General features: G+C 48.0%; 24 protein-coding genes, 15 tRNA genes and 2 rRNA genes. 3 read left to right on the top strand and 38 right to left on the bottom strand.

From position 1 onward, the window contains the following. Window positions 1–21 precede the first annotated feature (21 nt). The 21 genes from NFU03_RS11810 to NFU03_RS11710 all read right to left on the bottom strand — a co-directional run bounded on the left by NFU03_RS11810 (window position 22) and on the right by NFU03_RS11710 (window position 10251). On the bottom strand, window positions 22–561 hold the full coding sequence (locus tag NFU03_RS11810) for an ERCC4 domain-containing protein (RefSeq protein ID WP_251638908.1): 540 nt from the start codon (window positions 559–561) through the stop codon (window positions 22–24). Next, the gene (locus NFU03_RS11805) at window positions 558–986 is read right to left on the bottom strand and encodes a YopX family protein (protein ID WP_251638906.1); all 429 of its coding nucleotides are present in this window, start codon (window positions 984–986) and stop codon (window positions 558–560) included. Before NFU03_RS11805 ends, NFU03_RS11810 begins: the two co-directional genes overlap by 4 nt. Before the next feature lies 1 nt (window position 987). Beyond that, complete coding sequence (locus NFU03_RS11800) at window positions 988–1428, bottom strand: hypothetical protein (protein ID WP_251638904.1); 441 nt, start codon at window positions 1426–1428, stop codon at window positions 988–990. After that, window positions 1425–1667, bottom strand: a complete 243-nt coding sequence (locus tag NFU03_RS11795) for a primase-like DNA-binding domain-containing protein (RefSeq protein WP_251638902.1) — start codon at window positions 1665–1667, stop codon at window positions 1425–1427. The genes NFU03_RS11800 and NFU03_RS11795 overlap by 4 nt, the downstream gene beginning before the upstream one ends. Window positions 1668–1965: 298 nt before the next feature. Then, entirely contained in the window at window positions 1966–4296 is a 2331-nt protein-coding gene (locus tag NFU03_RS11790; RefSeq protein ID WP_251638900.1) for a phage/plasmid primase, P4 family, read from the bottom strand. Further along, on the bottom strand, window positions 4293–4673 hold the full coding sequence (locus NFU03_RS11785) for a zinc-finger-containing protein (protein WP_251638898.1): 381 nt from the start codon (window positions 4671–4673) through the stop codon (window positions 4293–4295). Before NFU03_RS11785 ends, NFU03_RS11790 begins: the two co-directional genes overlap by 4 nt. 16 nt (window positions 4674–4689) lie before the next feature. Beyond that, on the bottom strand, window positions 4690–5076 hold the full coding sequence (locus NFU03_RS11780) for a MazG-like family protein (protein ID WP_483882473.1): 387 nt from the start codon (window positions 5074–5076) through the stop codon (window positions 4690–4692). After that, window positions 5073–5423, bottom strand: coding sequence for a hypothetical protein (locus NFU03_RS11775; RefSeq protein WP_251638896.1), 351 nt, complete (start codon window positions 5421–5423; stop codon window positions 5073–5075). The genes NFU03_RS11780 and NFU03_RS11775 overlap by 4 nt, the downstream gene beginning before the upstream one ends. Before the next feature lie 69 nt (window positions 5424–5492). Beyond that, the gene (locus NFU03_RS11770; RefSeq protein WP_251638894.1) at window positions 5493–5951 is read right to left on the bottom strand and encodes a DUF669 domain-containing protein; all 459 of its coding nucleotides are present in this window, start codon (window positions 5949–5951) and stop codon (window positions 5493–5495) included. Further along, a complete protein-coding gene (locus NFU03_RS11765; RefSeq protein ID WP_251638892.1) occupies window positions 5948–6649 on the bottom strand; it encodes an AAA family ATPase in 702 nt (233 codons plus the stop codon). Before NFU03_RS11765 ends, NFU03_RS11770 begins: the two co-directional genes overlap by 4 nt. Window positions 6650–6664: 15 nt before the next feature. Then, a complete protein-coding gene (locus NFU03_RS11760; protein ID WP_251638889.1) occupies window positions 6665–7021 on the bottom strand; it encodes an organic solvent tolerance protein OstA in 357 nt (118 codons plus the stop codon). Between the two features lie 16 nt (window positions 7022–7037). Continuing rightward, complete coding sequence (locus NFU03_RS11755; protein ID WP_251638887.1) at window positions 7038–7517, bottom strand: siphovirus Gp157 family protein; 480 nt, start codon at window positions 7515–7517, stop codon at window positions 7038–7040. After that, a complete protein-coding gene (locus tag NFU03_RS11750) occupies window positions 7517–7969 on the bottom strand; it encodes a hypothetical protein (RefSeq protein ID WP_251638885.1) in 453 nt (150 codons plus the stop codon). The genes NFU03_RS11755 and NFU03_RS11750 overlap by 1 nt, the downstream gene beginning before the upstream one ends. A gap of 69 nt (window positions 7970–8038) precedes the next feature. Next, entirely contained in the window at window positions 8039–8353 is a 315-nt protein-coding gene (locus NFU03_RS11745; RefSeq protein ID WP_251638883.1) for a hypothetical protein, read from the bottom strand. Window positions 8354–8369: 16 nt separating this feature from the next. Further along, window positions 8370–8693: a helix-turn-helix domain-containing protein gene (locus NFU03_RS11740; protein ID WP_251638881.1), complete on the bottom strand. Its 324-nt coding sequence runs from the start codon at window positions 8691–8693 to the stop codon at window positions 8370–8372. Between the two features lie 15 nt (window positions 8694–8708). Continuing rightward, the gene (locus NFU03_RS11735) at window positions 8709–8894 is read right to left on the bottom strand and encodes a hypothetical protein (protein ID WP_251638879.1); all 186 of its coding nucleotides are present in this window, start codon (window positions 8892–8894) and stop codon (window positions 8709–8711) included. Between the two features lie 269 nt (window positions 8895–9163). Further along, window positions 9164–9346 (bottom strand): hypothetical protein, encoded by a 183-nt coding sequence (locus NFU03_RS11730; protein WP_251638877.1) that lies wholly within the window; start codon window positions 9344–9346, stop codon window positions 9164–9166. Next, window positions 9343–9564 (bottom strand): hypothetical protein, encoded by a 222-nt coding sequence (locus NFU03_RS11725; RefSeq protein WP_251638875.1) that lies wholly within the window; start codon window positions 9562–9564, stop codon window positions 9343–9345. The genes NFU03_RS11730 and NFU03_RS11725 overlap by 4 nt, the downstream gene beginning before the upstream one ends. A gap of 15 nt (window positions 9565–9579) precedes the next feature. Beyond that, a complete protein-coding gene (locus NFU03_RS11720) occupies window positions 9580–9723 on the bottom strand; it encodes a hypothetical protein (protein ID WP_251638873.1) in 144 nt (47 codons plus the stop codon). A 4-nt stretch (window positions 9724–9727) separates the two neighbouring features. Continuing rightward, window positions 9728–10051 carry a DUF771 domain-containing protein gene (locus tag NFU03_RS11715; RefSeq protein WP_251638871.1) on the bottom strand — a complete coding sequence of 108 codons (324 nt, stop codon included), beginning with the start codon at window positions 10049–10051 and terminating at the stop codon, window positions 9728–9730. Further along, window positions 10039–10251 carry a helix-turn-helix domain-containing protein gene (locus NFU03_RS11710; RefSeq protein WP_251638869.1) on the bottom strand — a complete coding sequence of 71 codons (213 nt, stop codon included), beginning with the start codon at window positions 10249–10251 and terminating at the stop codon, window positions 10039–10041. Before NFU03_RS11710 ends, NFU03_RS11715 begins: the two co-directional genes overlap by 13 nt. Before the next feature lie 351 nt (window positions 10252–10602). On the opposite strand from NFU03_RS11710, the gene NFU03_RS11705 reads away from it, so the two are divergent. The 3 genes from NFU03_RS11705 to NFU03_RS11695 are packed head-to-tail and all read left to right on the top strand — an operon-like array spanning window position 10603 to window position 12496. Then, window positions 10603–10914, top strand: a complete 312-nt coding sequence (locus NFU03_RS11705; protein ID WP_251638867.1) for a helix-turn-helix domain-containing protein — start codon at window positions 10603–10605, stop codon at window positions 10912–10914. A gap of 5 nt (window positions 10915–10919) precedes the next feature. Continuing rightward, a complete protein-coding gene (locus NFU03_RS11700; protein ID WP_251638865.1) occupies window positions 10920–11384 on the top strand; it encodes an ImmA/IrrE family metallo-endopeptidase in 465 nt (154 codons plus the stop codon). Between the two features lie 14 nt (window positions 11385–11398). Then, window positions 11399–12496, top strand: coding sequence for a tyrosine-type recombinase/integrase (locus NFU03_RS11695; RefSeq protein WP_251638863.1), 1098 nt, complete (start codon window positions 11399–11401; stop codon window positions 12494–12496). A gap of 146 nt (window positions 12497–12642) precedes the next feature. On the opposite strand, the gene NFU03_RS11690 is transcribed toward NFU03_RS11695, so the two are convergent. The 17 genes from NFU03_RS11690 to NFU03_RS11610 all read right to left on the bottom strand — a co-directional run. After that, window positions 12643–12723 (bottom strand) — tRNA-Leu (locus NFU03_RS11690). Window positions 12724–12757: 34 nt separating this feature from the next. Beyond that, window positions 12758–12831: transfer RNA gene (locus NFU03_RS11685), tRNA-Cys, on the bottom strand. A 10-nt stretch (window positions 12832–12841) separates the two neighbouring features. Then, window positions 12842–12916, bottom strand: a tRNA-Gly gene (locus NFU03_RS11680). A 6-nt stretch (window positions 12917–12922) separates the two neighbouring features. Beyond that, window positions 12923–12994, bottom strand: a tRNA-Gln gene (locus tag NFU03_RS11675). Between the two features lie 14 nt (window positions 12995–13008). Then, window positions 13009–13081, bottom strand: a tRNA-His gene (locus tag NFU03_RS11670). Window positions 13082–13117: 36 nt separating this feature from the next. After that, window positions 13118–13191: transfer RNA gene (locus tag NFU03_RS11665), tRNA-Trp, on the bottom strand. Between the two features lie 8 nt (window positions 13192–13199). Continuing rightward, window positions 13200–13284, bottom strand: a tRNA-Tyr gene (locus NFU03_RS11660). Window positions 13285–13292: 8 nt separating this feature from the next. Further along, a tRNA-Thr gene (locus NFU03_RS11655) sits at window positions 13293–13368 on the bottom strand. An 11-nt stretch (window positions 13369–13379) separates the two neighbouring features. Continuing rightward, a tRNA-Phe gene (locus NFU03_RS11650) sits at window positions 13380–13452 on the bottom strand. 19 nt (window positions 13453–13471) lie between these two features. Further along, window positions 13472–13547 (bottom strand) — tRNA-Asp (locus NFU03_RS11645). A gap of 3 nt (window positions 13548–13550) precedes the next feature. Continuing rightward, a tRNA-Met gene (locus tag NFU03_RS11640) sits at window positions 13551–13625 on the bottom strand. Window positions 13626–13705: 80 nt separating this feature from the next. Next, window positions 13706–13781: transfer RNA gene (locus NFU03_RS11635), tRNA-Val, on the bottom strand. Between the two features lie 222 nt (window positions 13782–14003). Beyond that, window positions 14004–14078 (bottom strand) — tRNA-Glu (locus tag NFU03_RS11630). Window positions 14079–14105: 27 nt separating this feature from the next. Beyond that, window positions 14106–14197, bottom strand: a tRNA-Ser gene (locus NFU03_RS11625). 4 nt (window positions 14198–14201) lie between these two features. Then, window positions 14202–14276 (bottom strand) — tRNA-Asn (locus tag NFU03_RS11620). A 30-nt stretch (window positions 14277–14306) separates the two neighbouring features. Then, window positions 14307–14422, bottom strand: a 5S ribosomal RNA gene (rrf, locus tag NFU03_RS11615). 264 nt (window positions 14423–14686) lie between these two features. Continuing rightward, window positions 14687–14782 (bottom strand): 23S ribosomal RNA (locus NFU03_RS11610); the annotation flags it as partial.

Here is a 14782-nt window from a genome sequence, read left to right as displayed (position 1 = left end):
TTCCGTTTACATATTCTCCGTCTAAAACGCCCCACGCTTTAGGTGCTCTCTCATCTGATAATAAAAATGATGGTAGATGTAATTACCGGAATACAGCTTGTCCAGGAACACGATCGAGAAATTGTAACGAGCTTCGAACGTCTTCAGCGTGCCGAGCAACGCTTTCGGATCGTACTTGGACCGGTACTGCCCTTTCAGCATTTTTTCATAGCCATCCTTGTCTTCCACAATCAGGACAAACGGATTTTGACTGGCCCGGATCAATTCATTTTCGAATGCCGTCCGTGTGTCCTTCTGAAGGTTCCCCGTGATCTCGTCTATGTGCGCCTTGCGTTCCAGGCAGCTATTCAAATAGAGATCACGATGAATGCCAAGATCCGGATTGGCCGGCAGCATGGCGGAATAGTCACCTGTCTTCAGCGCCTGTATTTTGACGGGTATTTTCTTGCTGCGCAGATAGTCGAGAATATGGCCATTCACGTTTTCGCGCGTGTCGACAACTATGGTCATGGTCTTCAGCAGTTTGTTCAGTTCGTTTTCTGTGTAATGGTAACGGATCATTCTGCAACACCTAGCAGCTCTGGGTTGTCGTGAATGTTGCCGATGATTTCAATCTCACAATCCACTTCATGTACAAAAAATAAAGCATCATCACCTTTATCGCTTATGAGCCAGTAGCAACCGTCTGAGAAAGCAACTACACGCGTCTCTTGTCGTTCGCGATAGTGACCACCGGGATATTCTTCGATGCAATACGAGAGCACATCCCCCTCATAAATCTCCACGCCGTTCTTGTCTTTCAGGCCGGTGTACTGCATAACTTCTACATCTATGCTTTCATAGTAATCTTCACACAAACCACAATCCAGACGACCACAAGTGGATAGTCCGACAGCATATTGATCAACACCGTTGAAATTCAAATCACATACCGGAAGCATTTTCTTCTCCGTTTTTAAATAACCTCGAAACTTAATCTCTCTCAATTTATTGACCTCCCTTTGATTTACTGGACCATGAAACAGCCCGTTCATAAAACCTGGCTTTTAGCTCATTCGACTTTTCATTTTCATACAGCCGGTAATCTTCGTAGATATCCAGCCAATCGTTCAACGTGAGTGCCACGGTCCAGTCATAAAGAATGGACAAGGACTCTTCATCCTTACAAAGCCAGTCACTCATTTTCTCATTCGTCTGCCAGCCGCAGAACAAATGAAGTGCTTTCCGGATTGTCACGTCCGGACCGACCGCACTTTCCCATGACTTGTACCATTTATCAATCTGACCGAAGATCGGTTCTGCAGCCTGCAGGACAGCCGGCGGGATCTGACTGGCATTTTTCAACGCCAGACGACCGTCTGATGGATCGCGGTAAATTTCAGCACCGGACTTCCAGATCAGAGAAAGCACCCTAAGTTTTTCAGTCATAACACTTCCACATCCAAGAAATAAATTCTTCCGTTGAGCTTGGTTTTCCTATACTTCTTTTCAAGCGTCGAATACAACTTATTTTTCGGATACGGTAACGTGTTTGATTTCCTACACCATTCTTTATAGGCGTTATAAATCTCCATCCCCTGGCATTTAAAGCCTTCACGTTTTAACACTCTATTGCCAGTAAACATCGATATCCGGTGTTTGACATATGGCTTTGCATAAATCTCCATTTGATGCACCTCCTAGTTATCAAACTTTATGAGAACCCCTGCTCAGTAACGTGAGTTATTAAGCAAAACCCTTTAAAACTGCTTAACCACGCTGTTTATTGATGTTTTTTTACTGAGGTTATCAGGTATTGTCATCAAGCTGACTACTTTACGATTTAGGTGTTTTAAATAGTAATGATATTTATATTTATTGTTTTTGTTGATAACTACAATAACAACAAAAAAATATAGTAAGTTAAACCCTTGATAACACTGGGTTTGTTAAAAAATCTTACAATTACTAAAGCTTTTTTAGAAGTTACTGGGTGAGCTTAAAGAAGCCTTTAGACCCATTATCAGTAACTCCTTCAGTAACTGGACGACGTTCTTTTATGGTTATACCTGTCAAAAACGTCTTATTTCCGGTTCCCTTCGTTTTTCCGAACCCTTTTGTCTCGAGCATACGGTAGAACGACCGGTTCCCCAGCGTGCGCTCACCGGATTTGAAGCACCAGTTGTCATAGACGTTGTACAATTCCTTAGCTTCAATCTGGATGGCTTCATTCTTCGGCTCATCGATGTAGCAGATTTCATTCAGGAACGGAGCGAGAATATCCATGTCCTCTTTATAGCTGCCAGTTGCGTCCGTCACGATGGTCGGTTCTTTCAACCCTGACTGCTGCCACTTCAGACAACCCTCAATGGCCCAATTTAGGATGCCAGGCATTTCAAGGGACAATTTCTCTTCCAGCTTTTTATCGCGTTCGTGCGGCTTGAGACTGAGCGTGAACGGAATGATCTTGACCCGTCGCCAGATCCCCTCATCCACACCACCGATGATCGGCTTGTGATTCGTCGTAAAGAAAACTTTAAACTCAGGAATGAACTCGAAGAACTCCTGACGCAGGAAACGCGCGAGAATGGCCTCACCGCCCGTTATAGTCTTGACGAGCGACTCTTGCAGCTTCTCCCCTTCCTCCGACTCTACAGCGGAAACAAAGCGGGAGCTGGCAAGCCTGGCGATGTCGTTGTTGGCTCCGTCGTTCTTTTTCTTGATAAACGTGTCGGAATTCGTCTGCAGACCGTAATCGCCCATTAGTTTTTTGATCGTGTTGACGAATGTGGACTTACCATTCGATCCACCACCGACGAGGAAGTACATGGATTGCTCCGACGTGTCACCTGTCATGGAATAGCCGACCAGCCGCTGCATGTAATCGACCAACGCGGCGTCACCTTTGAAAATCTGATTCAGGAAGTTTTTCCAGACAGAACACTCGGCTTTTTCGTCGTATTCTACATTGGTGATCTTGGTCAGGTTCAGCTCCCGATCGTGCGGCTGCAGCTTGCCCGTTTTAAGATTCAGGATGCCATTTTCCAGATTGAAGAGGAATTTGTGACGGTCGAAGTCTTCACGCTCTCCGGGGACCAGCGGCATGAGGTCCTTGATGCTATTCATCCGGATATTGCGGCGCTCGCACATACGCGCCCATTTGACCTCCATCTCGTCTTCTGACTTGTACAGGCCGCGCAGCACTTTATTGGTGATCCGCTCAATTTCCTTTTTCGTGTCGATCCTCCACCGCTTGCCGTCCCAGATCAGCCAGCCCATGTCACCGACGTATTTGATCGTGTGGCCGTATTCGTAGGCGATCCGCTCGGCATTCCCGAGTTCGGTGAGACGGAATTTCTTTTTCGGCTTATCTGCAGCATCCGTCTCACCCTCCAGGAAGTCGAAAGAAAATTCATCGTACTGCTGTTGGTCTAAAATTGTGGAGGACGTGGAGGAGATGGCTTCTGCGATCGTCCGCTCACCATACGTCTCATTGGTCTCTCGGAAGTGGATAACGTCCCATTTGTCACGCAGCAGGCCGGTTTCCCGGAACATGGCGTCCATTCGAGTGGCCGACTTACCGGTCCAGAAGGCCAGGTAGTTGCACAAGGCCATGTCGCTGGCAGAATGGTCACCGTTGATCAGATCGCCGTTGTACAGGCTGCGGATCTCGTCACCGCTTTTCGAGCGGAACATTCTTTCCCAAAGTGTCTCGTTTGAAATCTTGATTTCGTCTTTCTCAAAGTCGGCCAGATTGACGCGTCCTTGTATGTCGCTGTCGTCGAAATACTTTTCGAACACCTCGGCCAGCTCGTCGGTCCGATCGTACACGTCATTGGAATTTTCCCGATTACCAGTGAAAGTGAAATACCGGCCGTATGAGTAAATTTCCAGACCGTGCTGTGTATTCTTCCGACCGGTTCCCATGACATTTTGTGGAAGACCGCCTTTGATGATGATGTGCAGCCCCTTGCCGCTTGGAGAAAATTCCGTGTAGCTGTCAAGCGTGTCGATGATTTCCGTAGCAAAGCTATTCGGCTTTTCATCCACAACACAATTGTCGATGTCGATCCCGATGTAATTGTCCTGCCGGCTGAAGACAAAGCCTATGCCGTCATAGTCGCCCTGCAGATAGAATTTCACGGCTGTCGCAAAGGTGGACCAGGTACGACGGTTATTGGCTTGCGCCATTTCCCCGTCGACCTGGTACGGCACTTTTGTATACCGACCGCTTTTCTTCTCTGATTTCCACAGGATCCATTGAGGGAGTGCCTTCAGTTCAGATGGAATACTGTTGAAATCGTAGTTTTCTTTCATGAATTCCACCATTTTTCTTCCGTGATAATGGAAAGAGCCTGTAAGCAGCGCTCACGCTGAAATATGCCGAAATGGCATTCTCGACCGGTGATTCCTAACCGGCGTGCAAGATCTTGATAAAGTTGGCCGCGGCTTGCAATGCGCTCATAGCGCCATAGCTTGTCAAAAATATCGTGACAGGCTTTTCGCAAGATCTGGACATCCTTTGTCGCCAATGTGCCGAGTGGCTTTCCGCTGTCGTGCGTGCCGACACTTGCCCTACAGGAATGGCAGTAGTAGCATTTTCCGTTCCCATACTCCCGCCCATAGATAATAGAATTGCTTTCTTTTTTCACATTTTCGGAGCCACAGTTGTGGCAATTTTTTATAGCACTCATGGCTGTCCTCCTAAATTTACTGCAAATCTTCTTCCTTGATGAAAACGCCATCGACCATCTTGCCTTTCCGGTCTTTGATTTCGTCATAGGCCAGGCCGGCGCATTCTTCGATGCTCGTTCCTAGCTGCATGGACAAAATCGTTTGAACGACATGGACATCACCAATGCCATCTTTGACTGCTGCCATATCTCCCCGGGCGAGTGCTGCAGCAATCTCCCCGACTTCCTCCATCAGTTTCAGCATTTGCTTGAATGGATCGGCTGCATCCAGTTCCCGGACAATCGCCCAAGTACGAATACGGTCTGTTGTATCCTGCAGGTCAGGAGCCGTCATCATTGCGAATGCTTCATCAAGTGCATTTTGCTTAGTCTCCTGGGAGAGCTGTTTGTATTTTGGATTCATTTCGGTTCTCCTTTCGGTAGGTAGTCTGCGAACACACCGTGCACATAACCTTTCACGGTCGCTTTCGGAAATGCGCCGACGTTATTACAGACGGTGAGAATGTGGTGGCGCATGGTTTGGATTTCTTTCTGAAGACGAGCGTTTTCTGATTGTAGAACGCCGATGCGCTCAGCTTGCAAGTTGTGTGAAAACCTAGCAGCTTCCCCCGCCTGTTCAAGTAAGTCAGCTCGTCGGATAAGCCATTCCCAATCTTCGTGCTGCACAATTAAATTGTTATTTACGTCATGCAGAGGAGGCAGTACGCTTTTTATCCGCTGCAACCGCTCTGTATTTGTCTCGGTAACCATCACTCACAACTCCTTTTTGGGTATAAAAAAGAGAAGTCCACCGAAATAGACTTCTCTATGCTTTTGTTATCAGAAAGGCAGGTCGTCGTCATTCACTTCAAATGACTGGGATGGCTGCGCAGGTGGATTGGCAGTAGACGGATTGTAATAGCTGGACTTGGCATAGACATTTCCGTCATTGCCCTTTTCATGCTTCACGCCGATTTCCAGATTTCGATTGATCAACCCGTTCGCCATTTCTTCGCAAGAAGAGAAATTGTGATTCGGTGGGTAGCCGGCCGCCACACAAAGTGACTTAGCGATCCCCCGAGCTGTCGGATGCTCGAACGTGAAATTGTTGTAGAGCACCTTGGCCCCCTGTGACTCCTGCGGCACGTCGGAACGGATTTCAAAGTCCGCTACGAGCATATCTTTTCCGGCCTGCGTCTTTTTCGCAACGGCATTGATGATCACCGCTTCGTACTTCCCTGGCTTCGGCAGCTGGAACCCTTTTACTTCTTCGACTTCATCCATTTTGAAAAAACTCATTGTTTATCGTCTCCTTCTGATTGTGTTGTTGGTGTGGAGGACAAGATCAGATCCTCTTGCTTGCAACCCTTCCGGTTGTCCAGGTGGTTCTTGGCGAAAATGCTTTGTGTACCTTCCAAGATAAAACCACGGGTGCCATCTGCTTTCCTGACGAGCCGGCCGACGACATGGACAATGCCCATGACGTGATTCACGATCTTGTCACGGATGTCCGGAACGAACTGATTGTACTGCTGGCCGTCATCGTGAATGATGCTGCGTGTCGTTTCCCATGCCGTATAGATGACGTTGGCATCCAGAGCATTGAATACCTCGATCAGCTTTAGAAGATGGTTGTCGTACAGTGCATAGTCCTTCAGTTCGGGCATGCCGCTTTTCGTTTTTTCTCCCTTATTCACGAGCCAGAGTTTCTGATAATGAGTCAGGTTATCGACAAAAATATTGTCGTAGTTGCTGATGTTCGCCTTGGCGTGCGCATAAAACTGCAAGATGCTGTCATGGACGTTCTCCGGATCAATCTTGGCGATGTCCACATTGGCATATCCTTCGAGCACCTGGCTTGTCCCGTCTATGTCCAACACAAGCGTCTTACCAGGCAGCAGGCCGGCGACTGTCGACTTACCGTCACCCGGCTTGGAGTAGATAATAATCTTGGCTTTCGCACTGCGCTTCACGTCTGCACCGTTTGTAATTTGCATGGCCCTATCCCCCTATTAAAATGGCACGCTGCCGTCTTCCGCTTCTTCTGGCGTCTCCTCGAAGTCGTCAATGGTCGTTTGATTAGGATCCACCTGATAGGTGCCATCACCATTCGTCGTGACCTTCACGCCCTCGTGAGCCGGTCCCTCGTCTTCCAGGCCGCGGTCTGCTTCACCCTCCATGATGTCGCGCGGCACATTGTAGCTGTACGTCAGATCGACGAGGAAGTACGTGCCGAACTTGTTATGCTTTTCAGCGATTTTGTGCATGGTGAGGTAAATATTATCCTTGGCCGCCAGTACGATTTCTTCTGCTTCCTCACGAGTGCCTGCATAGTGCTGTTCTTTTTGATTCAACTGTTCTTTTGTCATTTTGGTAGTCTCCTTTTTATCGAATCCGAAGGGATTCGCCTTGTGTGATTTGTGTGCCTGCGACTTCTTGACCTGATTTCAGCAATTCCATAACGGCTTTCTTATCTAGCGACGGAGCAGCAGGGATGAAGAACTCTGAAGGGATAACCGATTCATCCAAGACTTTGAGCGACGGAGGATTCTTCTGGATCGTGAACGTGAATTTTTCACCTTTGATCTTCCGTTCTCCTGTGGAAGACATGGCATCCTGCATGGCCGTTTTCATCCGCTTGATTCCGTTTTCCATTGACTTGCGACGATCGGCCAGACGCTTTTCTTCCGCCTTCAGACCATCCACATCACTTTCAATGTTCCGGATCACCATGGCGTAGGATTCCAGCTTTTCTTCCAGCGCGCCCTCCACAGATTCCAGAGTGTCTTCCAGGCCCTCGCCGCCATCCTCGATCAGTTGTTGCAGCTGGGCATACATCCCCTGCAGTTCGTATAAAGTAGCCATCAGTTTTCCTCCTTTTTGTTATAGAAGCCTTCGTGATGTGCCTTGACTTCTTCGATGGTGTCTAGGATCCCAAAGACGCGCTGCTGGGCTAGCTTGTATTTTTTCTGCTGCTCGAGCAGAGATAGCTCGGCGAACGGAACTTGTTCTCTGTCTTCCATTGCGTCGATCGCAATACCGACCAAATCATCATTCTCACTGGCATACATTTGGTCAAGATGAGCTATGAGATCATCGAATTTTTTCTCGATGGTTTCCTGAATTTCCGGGAAGACGAGCGCTTCTTTCAGATTTGTCTTCAGCGGATTACTTGTATATGACCCGTTTTCCGTATCGTCGTAAGTGACAAATTTGCCGTCTTCATTTCTGACGGAAACACTGGACACTTCACCTGCATAGAAATTGATGCCGACGACTTCCAAAGCGGAACCGTCAGTATATAAAATGGGTTTCATGAATATTTCCTCCCGTTTTGTGATATATTGAGTTTGATAAGTTTTTCAATTGGCCGTCTTGCCGGACGGTCATTTTTTGTCGTTATCCCAAGACACGAAAAACTTTCGAATGACGTAAGGGATATTCATAAGACCTTTTCTGCGTTCGATTTCAATTTCACATTTGTAGCCGGCATCCGTGAAAGCCTTTTGGATAACATAGTAATCGCGGAGATCGGCGCTATCCGTAATGGTTTGATTGAAGCCGCTGTATCCTTCAAGCGCTGCTTGCTCCATTTCCGCCATAATGCTTTTGAACAACGGCCCCTCCATTACACTTTTTTCATATTCCATCTGCCCATCTACGGATATTTTTCGCATATCTTCTGGATTGGTAATCTTCATCTGTGCTCACCTCCCTTCATAGATAATCTTCAATGTCGGCGCCAAGTGAATTACACGCATTTTGTAGCGCCTCACGTAGTCGTTTGTTTTCGTCTACTAATTCGAGGATGTCAGTTTCTTCGAGAAGCCCCGCTATCCGATATAGATAAATTTTTGAGACACCCAAAGCTCCGGACAGCTTAGTCAGAAACTCTGGAGAAGCAGGAGCATTTCGATAGCCGGTTTCTATTTGAGATAAATAAGGATTTGAACAACCAGCCAAATCTCCTAACTCCGTCAACGTTAGACCCTTTGCTTTTCTCAGCTCACGTATCCGTTCACCAAAATAATTCTGACTCATAAACTCCACTTCCTTTCAAAAATTCTTGCTCACAGCATCTTTCAGCCGTTCTGCAGCCATCCGATACCCTACCGCTATGCCATGATAGACAGACTTCATATGCTCATCTTTGACCTGGTCTTTTTCCTGTTCAGCTTCGACTGCCAGCTGCTCCAAATCAGCCAGCAATTTCTTAGTTAGATATGGACTTAGCGATTTCATTACCTCGCCTCCCTTCACAGAATTCCTCTCCGAACAAAATGCTCACGGAAAGCCTGTACAAACTTCGTCCGCCGGTAGTCTTTTTGCCGATTCCGGATCCAGCGCTTGCGGCGTTTCTTATTCACCTCGTCACCCCCTGCAGAAAATAGTGATCAAGAGAATTTCCAGCACGTAGACGATGGGTCTGACGACTACTGTGAGAATCATCCACAGGATCAGCGCGGAGACTGTGAAGAGTGCTGCCCATCCAACTGCCTTATCTCGCCATGTCAGCATAGCTCGCTCTCGATCAGCTTCATGAGTTGACGCGCCCTATAAGTCGGCCGGCCATCGTAGTAGTCCTGCATGTCAGACAGCAGCACCTGCAGCCGTGTGGATCGTATATGTTCGACCAGGCTGGTGACGATGTCGTCGAAACGAGTTTCAAAGATTTCGAATGGCGTAAGTTTCAACTGTATCCCTCCCCGATCCATGGCAGCGGGCGGATGTCGCCGAACTTCTCGGCTTTCCGTTCCTGGATGAATTCAGCGACTGTATAGATGCGGTAGTATTTCTTGCCGTGCGCCTGGTCCATAAATTCTGCGGCGGCCGCTTCCGTTGCTGCGCTGATCGGCTGGTAGCGGTCGGACAGTGTGTCATGGCTGCCGAAGACGCCGATGAATGTCGTCATGCCGTTTCCCCTTTCTTATAGAATTCCGAAGTGCTTAAGCAGCAGATAAGCGACGTAAGTGATGCCGGATAGAATCGCCAGTGCCATTACTGCCTGCGCAATGAAGATGAAGCCGATCAACTTTCCAGTGCGTTTGAAGTGTTTGTCGAAGTCGTTCATGCAGTTACCTCCCGTTAAAAATCAGATGAAAATTCTTGTCCAGAAACTTCGCCATCTTGCCAGCATGGAAACTCCATGTCTCCCCGCGAACTTCCGGATAGTACACGAACCCACCGGACTTACAATCGAGTTCCTTTTTAAACCGTGGCTTGTACAGCAGATTTTCTTTCAGCCATTGCTGGCCTTTGTTCGTCCGTTTCTCCAGGTCCTTCATGTTCCAGTAGACGCCGGACAGTTCTTGCTTGCGCAGTTCCTCCAATTCAATCTTGCTGATCAGCACCTGATCGGCCGGAATCGGAATGGACAGACTAACATTCAGCTGCTGCATACATCCTCCCTCCCTTCTAAGATATTCAGGATCTTGCGGATGTGCTTGATATGCTCCTGCGCTTTCGGACCGTCTTTTCGGCCGTTGATGATGTCGGACAGATACGGGCTTGAAATCCCGAGCATCTGCGCCAACTCTCTCTGGCTCATTTTTTTCTTGTACAGTTCAGAACGAACCATGATGCTCAGATCTTGCGGCATGCTTTCCACTCCTCTCCTTTGCTATTGGAATTGATTACACCGTCATTGGCTCGGTGTCACAGCGCATCGTCGAATTGGTAAAGCTAAATTATTCGCTAATTCTATTGACGCCAATTAGCGTAAATGCTATTATCAATGCATAGCTAAATAAGACTTCAAAAAGCCTACAAATACAACATTTGCCCGTTCCCCAACGTTAAATGTCATTTTATGTGGTTGTCTTTTTTGCACTCTTTTTAGCGAATAAAGTAGCTTATGAACACAGTATAGTAGCGTATACGCTATAAGTCAATAGATAAATAGCGCGAAAGCTAAAATATGTTTGCATAAGCTCACGAAAGGTTGATATGAGTGAGTTTAGTCGACAGGATAAAATCGTTGAGCGATGCCAGGAAAGTAACATTTGCTGAGATTGAAAGAAAAACAGGGATCTCGAACGGACAGATTAGGAGATGGGATGTATCTTCTCCTAAGACGGAGAACGTCCGTAAAGTTGCAGACTTTTTCGATGTGTCTGTGGACTATCTGATTGGCCGAACGGAAGAGCCATATATCGAAACCATTGCCGCTCACCACGATGGCGAAGAGTGGACTGATGAAGAACGCGAGGAAATCGAACGCTTTAAGGAATTTGTCCGGATGAAGCGAAAAGACCGGGAGTGATTTATTTGCTGTATGAAGAATTACTGCACGAAGCGTTTGAGTTGGAAGTGGAAGTGTATGAGAAGCCACTCAAAGGAAGAATAAAAGGTTTGTACGGGGACAAAATTATTCAGATCAACAAGTACCTGCCTACCTCTATAGAAAAAGGTTGTGTGCTGGCTGAAGAACTTGGCCATCACCATACGAGTAGCGGAGACATCATTGACCAGTCGAAACTGCTGAATCGAAAACAGGAGAAACGAGCCCGAAACTGGGCATACAAACGACTGATTCCTCTGTCAAAAATTATAGAGGCAAGTAAGATTGGCATTCGAAATCGGTATGAACTGGCTTTCTTCTTGGGCGTGACCGAATCTTTTTTAGAAGAGACACTGGATCGTTACAAAGAAGAGTATGGTCTCTTCAAAGCAACAGAAGGTTGTGTGGTCTATTTTGAGCCGCTGGCTGTATTAGAGAAATTCCATTATTGAAGGGAGTCATTTAAGTGGCATCATTTACGAAGCGCGGGAAGACGTGGCAGTACACGGTGAGCAACAAAGGCAAGCCTATCCGCAAAGGTGGATTTGCAACGAAGAAGGAAGCGCAGGTAGCCGCTGCTGAAGTGGAAATGAATCTGCAGCGCGGCATCATCCCGACTTTGCGGGAAGTAGCCTTCGCGGACTATTTCAAGAAGTGGATCGATCTTTACAAGATGAATATCTCAGGACAGACCATGTATCATTACAGCCGGTCCCTAAAGGTTGTGGAGGACTATTTCGGAGATACCCCGCTACAGCGCATTACCCGTCATGATTACCAGGCGTTCATCAACGCATACGGCAGCACCAGGAGCAAAGAGACGGTGGACAAGCTGAACTATCACTGCAGGGCGTGTGTACGGGACGCTGTGGAAGATATGATCATCCCCTTTGACTTCACCCGTAAAGTCCATCTAACGTACACGGTGAAGGCCAAGAGGTCGGAGGATAAGCATCTGGGTTACAACGATAGCAAAGCCCTGTTCCAGGAGCTCGTGGTGCGTCTGGACACCGGTCTCGGCTATTATCTCCTGCTGCTGGGGCTGTCCACAGGATTGAGATTCGGGGAGTTAGTCGGATTGACCAGGAAGGACTTCGATTTTGAAGAATGCACGATCAACATCGACAAAACTTGGGGCTACTCGAAGAATTCACCGGAAGGCTTCGGCCCGACAAAGAATGAGGAATCGATCCGGGTCCTGAAAGTGAATCAGTTCACGATGGATTGCTTCAAGAAATTATTTAAGAGGCTGCCCACAAACATCCATCAGCTTGTCTTCTTCAGCCAGGCATCGAAATACAAAGTGATCAGCAATGCGAACGCGAACAAACTGCTGGGCAAGACGCTCACGGATCTCGGTATCAAGAAAGTCAACATGCACGGTCTCCGACATACCCATGCCAGCGTGCTGCTGTATCAGAAAGTGTCCATGAACTACGTCAGCGAGCGTCTCGGCCATAAAGACGTGGAGACCACTTGGAAGACGTATTCCCACATCCTCGAAGAAATGCGGGAACAGGACGAGCAGGCAACCGTTTCTATTTTCGAAAGCATGGCTGTGTAGCGTGTGTAAAATATGTGTAAAAACTTTTCACATCCTACATTATTCAAAGCCATCCTCGAAAATAGAAAAAACCCTGCAAACGTTGAGTTAACAACATTCACAGGGTTTTTGGTAGCCATTAAAGCCATCCAATAATGACTAGGTGATACCCGAGGCCGGACTTGAACCGGCACGCCTCGCGGCATCGCATTTTGAGTGCGACGTGTCTGCCATTCCACCACTCGGGCATAAATAAGTTCAAAGATAACGGATCACATAGATTGGAGGCGGCAACCGGAATCGAACCGGTGGTAAGGGTGTTGCAGACCCGTGCCTTACCGCTTGGCTATGCCGCCGTAGAAAAAGTGGAGCGGAAGACGGGATTCGAACCCGCGACCCCGACCTTGGCAAGGTCGTATTCTACCACTGAACTACTTCCGCTTAAAACTGGGGTAGCTGGATTCGAACCAACGAGTGACGGAGTCAAAGTCCGTTGCCTTACCGCTTGGCTATACCCCAAAAGTAAAAAAAGGGGCGACCGAGGGGAATCGAACCCCCGAATGTCGGAACCACAATCCGATGCGTTAACCACTTCGCCACGACCGCCATAATAAAGTATTAAGTTGCCAGACCAGAGAATATTGGCAGGGGCAGTAGGAATCGAACCCACACCAAAGGTTTTGGAGACCTCTATTCTACCGTTAAACTATGCCCCTGTAAAGAATGGTGGTGGGGGACGGATTCGAACCGCCGAACCCGGAGGGAGCGGATTTACAGTCCGCCGCGTTTAGCCACTTCGCTACCCCACCAAAGGGTATGGTGCCGGCGAAAGGAATTGAACCCTCAACCTACTGATTACAAGTCAGTTGCTCTACCAATTGAGCTACACCGGCATTATGTAAGATGGTTCAGGACGGAATCGAACCGCCGACACAAGGATTTTCAGTCCTTTGCTCTACCGACTGAGCTACTGAACCATACAGGTTATAAGAAAAATGGCGGTCCCGACCGGGATCGAACCGGCGATCTCCTGCGTGACAGGCAGGCATGTTAACCGCTACACCACGGGACCATTTGGTTGCGGGGGCAGGATTTGAACCTGCGACCTTCGGGTTATGAGCCCGACGAGCTGCCACTGCTCCACCCCGCGATAATGTTAATACTTCCGCAACCGAGCTTTCACGCTCGTTGTTTAATGCTATGCAAGATGCTCTTGCAGTAGAAGTGTTATGGTGGAGGATGACGGGTTCGAACCGCCGACCCCCTGCTTGTAAGGCAGGTGCTCTCCCAGCTGAGCTAATCCTCCGTGTAAAATTGCGATAAGCTTCGCATTGCTGCGTCAGCTGCATTCGCTCAGTCAGTCACGTACCTGAGTACGCTCCTTCCTTCTCTCAATTGCTTCCTTGCACTGCTCGCTTCTCCCAATTTTACGGAAGTCGTGATAAGCTTCGCATTGTTGCGTCAGCTGCATTCGCTCAGTCAGTCACGTACGTGAGTACGCTCCTTCCTGACACTGCATTTTGAAAGATGGTGACCCCTACGGGATTCGAACCCGTGTTACCGCCGTGAAAGGGCGGTGTCTTAACCGCTTGACCAAGGGGCCGTACTTGTTTTAATAAGGAAAGGTAAATGGCGGAGAGCAAGGGATTTGAACCCTTGAGACAGCGTTAACCGTCTACACGATTTCCAATCGTGCTCCTTCGGCCACTCGGACAGCTCTCCATTATGGCTCCGCAGGTAGGACTCGAACCTACGACCGATCGGTTAACAGCCGATTGCTCTACCACTGAGCTACTGCGGAAAAATCATATCTTTCGCTTTAAAAGCGACAGCCTGGCGACGTCCTACTCTCACAGGGGGAAGCCCCCTACTACCATCGGCGCTGAAGAACTTAACTTCCGTGTTCGGTATGGGAACGGGTGTGACCTCTTCGCCATCATCACCAGACATTTTTCACAACACAAGTATTATTATAACACACTGGAGTTGTAAGTGCAAGTGTTAATTTAATTTCTTTTAAATTAATCACTCAAAACTGGATAAAACCAACATTGAATATCATCAAGACCACCTTACGGCGCTTTCGTTCGCGTAATCCAGCTCCAACGCCTAGCTGCTCGAGGTCATAAGCCATCTCGACTGCGTGGCAAAAAGCGCCACTCCGACGAGCCGTCTTATGCTTGTCGCAGCTAAGCAGGCGTTTCCGCTTTATAGGTTAAGTCCTCGATCGATTAGTATCTGTCAGCTCCACGTGTCGCCACGCTTCCACACCAGACCTATCCACCTCATCATCTTTGAGGGATCTTA

This window comes from Sporosarcina sp. NCCP-2716 (genome assembly GCF_023707985.1).
In the GTDB taxonomy this organism is placed as follows: Bacteria; Bacillota; Bacilli; order Bacillales_A; family Planococcaceae; genus Sporosarcina.
This window is presented reverse-complemented; position numbering and strand designations above follow the sequence as displayed.

What these genes read in the sequence shown, in the direction of transcription:
- NFU03_RS11810 (WP_251638908.1), bottom strand. Translation starts at nt 561, where the DNA reads ATGATCCGTTACCATTACACAGAAAACGAACTGAACAAACTGCTGAAG.
- NFU03_RS11800 (WP_251638904.1), bottom strand. Translation starts at nt 1,428, where the DNA reads ATGACTGAAAAACTTAGGGTGCTTTCTCTGATCTGGAAGTCCGGTGCT.
- NFU03_RS11795 (WP_251638902.1), bottom strand. Translation starts at nt 1,667, where the DNA reads ATGGAGATTTATGCAAAGCCATATGTCAAACACCGGATATCGATGTTT.
- NFU03_RS11790 (WP_251638900.1), bottom strand. Translation starts at nt 4,296, where the DNA reads ATGAAAGAAAACTACGATTTCAACAGTATTCCATCTGAACTGAAGGCA.
- NFU03_RS11785 (WP_251638898.1), bottom strand. Translation starts at nt 4,673, where the DNA reads ATGAGTGCTATAAAAAATTGCCACAACTGTGGCTCCGAAAATGTGAAA.
- NFU03_RS11780 (WP_483882473.1), bottom strand. Translation starts at nt 5,076, where the DNA reads ATGAATCCAAAATACAAACAGCTCTCCCAGGAGACTAAGCAAAATGCA.
- NFU03_RS11775 (WP_251638896.1), bottom strand. Translation starts at nt 5,423, where the DNA reads ATGGTTACCGAGACAAATACAGAGCGGTTGCAGCGGATAAAAAGCGTA.
- NFU03_RS11770 (WP_251638894.1), bottom strand. Translation starts at nt 5,951, where the DNA reads ATGAGTTTTTTCAAAATGGATGAAGTCGAAGAAGTAAAAGGGTTCCAG.
- NFU03_RS11765 (WP_251638892.1), bottom strand. Translation starts at nt 6,649, where the DNA reads ATGCAAATTACAAACGGTGCAGACGTGAAGCGCAGTGCGAAAGCCAAG.
- NFU03_RS11760 (WP_251638889.1), bottom strand. Translation starts at nt 7,021, where the DNA reads ATGACAAAAGAACAGTTGAATCAAAAAGAACAGCACTATGCAGGCACT.
- NFU03_RS11755 (WP_251638887.1), bottom strand. Translation starts at nt 7,517, where the DNA reads ATGGCTACTTTATACGAACTGCAGGGGATGTATGCCCAGCTGCAACAA.
- NFU03_RS11750 (WP_251638885.1), bottom strand. Translation starts at nt 7,969, where the DNA reads ATGAAACCCATTTTATATACTGACGGTTCCGCTTTGGAAGTCGTCGGC.
- NFU03_RS11745 (WP_251638883.1), bottom strand. Translation starts at nt 8,353, where the DNA reads ATGAAGATTACCAATCCAGAAGATATGCGAAAAATATCCGTAGATGGG.
- NFU03_RS11740 (WP_251638881.1), bottom strand. Translation starts at nt 8,693, where the DNA reads ATGAGTCAGAATTATTTTGGTGAACGGATACGTGAGCTGAGAAAAGCA.
- NFU03_RS11735 (WP_251638879.1), bottom strand. Translation starts at nt 8,894, where the DNA reads ATGAAATCGCTAAGTCCATATCTAACTAAGAAATTGCTGGCTGATTTG.
- NFU03_RS11725 (WP_251638875.1), bottom strand. Translation starts at nt 9,564, where the DNA reads ATGACGACATTCATCGGCGTCTTCGGCAGCCATGACACACTGTCCGAC.
- NFU03_RS11720 (WP_251638873.1), bottom strand. Translation starts at nt 9,723, where the DNA reads ATGAACGACTTCGACAAACACTTCAAACGCACTGGAAAGTTGATCGGC.
- NFU03_RS11715 (WP_251638871.1), bottom strand. Translation starts at nt 10,051, where the DNA reads ATGCAGCAGCTGAATGTTAGTCTGTCCATTCCGATTCCGGCCGATCAG.
- NFU03_RS11710 (WP_251638869.1), bottom strand. Translation starts at nt 10,251, where the DNA reads ATGCCGCAAGATCTGAGCATCATGGTTCGTTCTGAACTGTACAAGAAA.